Annotated in this window: 4 protein-coding genes; 2 read left to right on the top strand and 2 right to left on the bottom strand. The window is 56.2% G+C overall.

Annotated elements, in window-relative coordinates; all coding sequences use genetic code 11:
* The first annotated feature begins 503 nt into the window (after positions 1-503).
* Together ACRESJ_RS11175 and ACRESJ_RS11170 are read left to right on the top strand one after the other, a co-directional pair.
* Complete coding sequence (locus ACRESJ_RS11175) at positions 504-1,379, top strand: LysR substrate-binding domain-containing protein (RefSeq protein WP_431757951.1); 876 nt, start codon at positions 504-506, stop codon at positions 1,377-1,379.
* Positions 1,380-1,563: 184 nt separating this feature from the next.
* Positions 1,564-2,490 carry an AEC family transporter gene (locus ACRESJ_RS11170; protein ID WP_431757950.1) on the top strand — a complete coding sequence of 309 codons (927 nt, stop codon included), beginning with the start codon at positions 1,564-1,566 and terminating at the stop codon, positions 2,488-2,490.
* 81 nt (positions 2,491-2,571) lie between these two features.
* Here ACRESJ_RS11170 and ACRESJ_RS11165 read toward each other — a convergent pair whose 3' ends face one another.
* A complete protein-coding gene (locus ACRESJ_RS11165; protein WP_419709705.1) occupies positions 2,572-2,937 on the bottom strand; it encodes a histone-like nucleoid-structuring protein, MvaT/MvaU family in 366 nt (121 codons plus the stop codon).
* 235 nt (positions 2,938-3,172) lie between these two features.
* Positions 3,173-4,024 (bottom strand): amidohydrolase (locus ACRESJ_RS11160; RefSeq protein ID WP_431757949.1); only part of this gene is annotated, 852 nt, incomplete at its 5' end.

Here is a 4,024-nt window from a genome sequence, read left to right as displayed (position 1 = left end):
TGACCGTCGTTTACCATAAGCCAACGCCGCTCGGGGTGGAGCTCTTTCTCCAAGGGAAGCTCAAATCAATCAGTGATCGAAAAGCGATCATCGAACTATCCCTAAGCGCTGATGGGAACGTATGTGTAAGCGGAGAAATGATTGCGATCAAACTGCCAAGTGAGACCTGATTTGACCATCACTGGTTGGGTAAACACTTCGCTGTACCCACCAGGCTGAGAAAGTTATGCCCTCTCGCCTACCCTATGCAAAAGGAGGGGCTGCCAACAGTTAAAGCATTGTTGGCCTTTTTACGACAAGCCTCGCAATTAGTGAGCTCGTATTCCTCTCAATGGGAATGACCGAGACGATCGATATCCAGATTGCTCAAGCGGCCATGCCCCAAGAACGCTACAAGCCGGGACCGCTTACACGTTCTGAACAAGTGCTCAACGAGCCTGTCGTCGATTCTGGCCGCGTCTGGCAGAATCGACGGCACGACTCACTGAGCAGTCCTGCCCCCTATGTCACTACGCGCACTTCGCACTCTGCTGGCAATCGCCCAACACGGCTCCTTCGTACAAGCCGCGCAGAGCGTGCACCTGACCCAATCGGCGATCAGCCTGCATATCAAATCACTCGAAGAAGAGTTCAATGCCTCTCTGTTTGATCGCTCACGCCGGCTGCCGGTATTGACCGACGCAGGCCATGTGGCGGTGGAGCGAGCGCGTGAGATCGTCACGCTGTACGATAGCATTGCAGCGGAAATCGGCGGCGACAGTGAACTGCGCGGCAGGCTGAAAATCGGCGTGATTCATACGGCCCTCGCCAGCATCCTGCCCCAGGCCCTGGTGACGCTGGGCGTCCTGCATCCTCATCTGCGCTTGACCGTTGCCTCGGGGATGTCCGCCGAGTTGGCGACACGGCTAGAGGCCGGCGAACTCGACGTCGCCATCACCACCGAGCCGGTCAAACCCCATCCCTATGGCCTCGTCAGCACAACCTTGTACGAAGAAGGCTTCTGGATCATCGCTCCTTCGGCATTGGCCGGACTGGACACCCGGCAGTTGCTGGAGCAACAGCCTTTTATTCGGTTCGATCGCCGGGCCTGGGCCGGACGCACCATTGAGCGCGAGCTGCGTCGACTGCGCCTGCGGGTGAACACCGCCATGGAACTGGACAGCCAGGAGGCGATCATTCAGATGGTCACCCAAGGCCTGGGTGTTGCGGTGGTTCCTCTCTCACGTCGAAACCTCGAACAACTCGGCCATCTGAAGATCCAGCCATTCGGCTCGCCGCAAAGAATTCGCCGTGTCGTGTTGCTGGAGCGCGAGGATCGTCCGCGCGGTCGGCTGGCGGCAGCATTGGCAAACGTCATTCAGCAGCAAACGTCGGAATGACGACCCATGAGAAATACTTGTTGATCCGTGGATTTTTCATCGTTTTTATTTTTGGTTGCCAGTTCTTATCTTAGAGCCCATCCAGACATTGATGGGTTGGTGCCATGTACGCGTCAAAAACCACGAACAGCCGGTTGCCGAGCAGTCGGGAAAATCCGCTGAGTCGCGCCTTGGAGGCAGACTCATGATTGCGGAGCTTTTGCTGGCTCTGGTGCCCATTGCCATCCTCATCAGCCTCGGCGCATGGCTCAGACACAGTCAGTTTCTGGCGGATGCCTTCTGGCCGCAGGCCGAACGTCTGGGCTACTACGTTCTCCTGCCCGCCTTGTTCCTGCATGGCCTGGCGACTGCAAAACTGGAAAACGTGCCCGTACAGGGCATGATCACCGCTCTGGTCTTTTCGACCGTCACTGTCGCGGCGCTGCTAGTCAGCACACGCCAGATTCTCAAGGGCAATGACCCGGCTTTCACCTCGGTTTTCCAGGGCGGTGTGCGCTTCAACAACTACGTCGGCGTCTCCGCTGTGGCCGGCCTGTTCGGAGCCCAGGGCATCGCACTGGCAGCGGTGGCCAATGCGGCCATCGTGCCAACTGTGAATATCCTCTGTGTGCTGGTATTCGCCCGCTATGGCGCAGGTGGCAGGATGTCAGCGGCCAAGGTCGCCAGACAGCTCGCACTCAACCCATTGGTACTGGCCTGCTTGGGCGGGATCTTGCTTCAAGCGGCGAATCTGGGCATGCCCGCTGGCATCGAGCCGGTGATCAAGGCACTGGGGCAGGCTTCGTTGCCGCTGGGACTGCTTTGTGTGGGAGCAGCTCTGGAACTGGGCTCAGTACGTAGTTGGGTGCGACCGGTGGCTTACTCCTCCGCGTTCAAATTTTTGCTGATGCCGGTCGTCACGCTGTTCGTCTGTCGTATTGTTGGCTTGGAAGGCAAAGCGGCAATCGCAGCATTGCTTTTTCAGGCGCTTCCCACGGCTTCATCGTCCTACATAATGGCGCGACAGCTCGGCGGTGATGCGCCTCTCATGGCCGGGATCATAGCCAGTCAGACATTGCTAGCTGCGGTAGCGCTACCAGTTGCGGTCGTGGTCTTAACGCCCTGGATCTGAAGCATTCATATCTCCACTTCACTACAGCCTAGCGTTCAAAACACAAAGGGCCCTGAATGGCCCTTTGTGCTCAAACCAAAATTACTTGATCTGCCAGGACTCGACCACATCGGAGCCATGTTCGGTTTTCCACTCCTTCAGAGTTTTGTGGTTGCCGCCTTTTGTTTCGACGACTTCACCGGTGTGAGGATTTTTGTAGACCTTCACTTGGCGAGGCTTACGTTTGCCAGTTTTGGAATCGACGACCGGAGCGCGACGGCCCGCTTGTGGATCGAGCAAGTTGATCACTTTCGGCAGGCTGTAACCGTACTCGGCGAGCAATGCGCGCAGCTTCGCTTCAAATTCGATTTCTTTCTGAAGGCCAGCATCGTCTTTGAGAGCTTCGAGAGCTTGGATCTGCTCGGCCAGATGCTTTTCGAGTTGGCGGTATTCGGCGAGTTTGGACATGACAGATCTCTTTTAGATAGCCACCTAACATAACTCAATCGGAATCGGTTGGGACGACTGGTGCATCATCCACCACCCACCTCTCATTTATCACGCCCATGGCCTTTCTCGCTGGCATTGGTTGAAGCACCGAGAAAGGTCTTTGGCTTATTCGCCCAAGTTAAACCACAACGTTGTCGATAGTGCAGAAAACGGCTAAAAATAGCCGTTCACCGCTGGTGGTGTACCGATAGTTTTATCTTACTGCTGGGAGGCTGACTCTCACCAGCTCGGCAAAATACTTCGCACCGGTAGCCAATATCTCATCGTTGAAGTCGTAGCCAGCATTATGCAGTGGTGTCGCTCCGTCCAATCCTTGCGCACCATTGCCAATGAACACGAAGTTCCCTGGCACTTTCTGAATGAACGCGCCGAAATCCTCCGAGATCATCATTGGAGACACCTCAGGGTTGACCGCTTTTTCGCCCACAACATTGCGTGCAGCTGCAATGGCAATTTCCGTGTTCTTCGCCCAGTTCACGGTAGGCGCGAACTCGTGGGTGTACTCGAACTCGCACGTAGCGCCATGCATATGACAGATGCCTTCACTGATTTCTCGCATGCGCTTCTCGAGCAGACTCTGGACGTCAGGGCTGTAGCTCCTGGTGTCTCCCTTTATCGTGACATGCGTGGGAATCGCATTACGGATGCCGTCGGTGATGAATTCGGTGCAGGAAATCACAGCAGACAAACTAGGATCGACGTTCCGCGAAACGATGGTCTGCAAAGCCAATACTATCTCGGCACCGATCACCATTGGGTCGATACCCATGTGAGGTCGAGCAGCATGCGTGCCTCGTCCCTGGATCTGGATGACGAAATTATCCTCGCTAGCCATGATCCCGCCGGTGCGCGTCGCAATGTGACCTGCTGGCATGCCCGGCATGTTGTGAGCGCCGTAGATTGCGTCAACCGGAAAGCGATCGAACAAACCATCCGCCATCATTGCCTTCGCACCGCGACCGTGCTCCTCCGCCGGCTGGAAGACGAACCTGACGGTACCGTTGAAGTCTCGCTCACGGCAAAGAAGTTCTGCCGCCCCCAGAAC

The organism is Pseudomonas sp., assembly GCF_050739655.1.
Taxonomy (GTDB): Bacteria; Pseudomonadota; Gammaproteobacteria; order Pseudomonadales; family Pseudomonadaceae; genus Aquipseudomonas.
The sequence above is the reverse complement of the archived record's forward strand: the minus strand, read 5'-3'. Positions and strand labels throughout refer to the sequence as shown.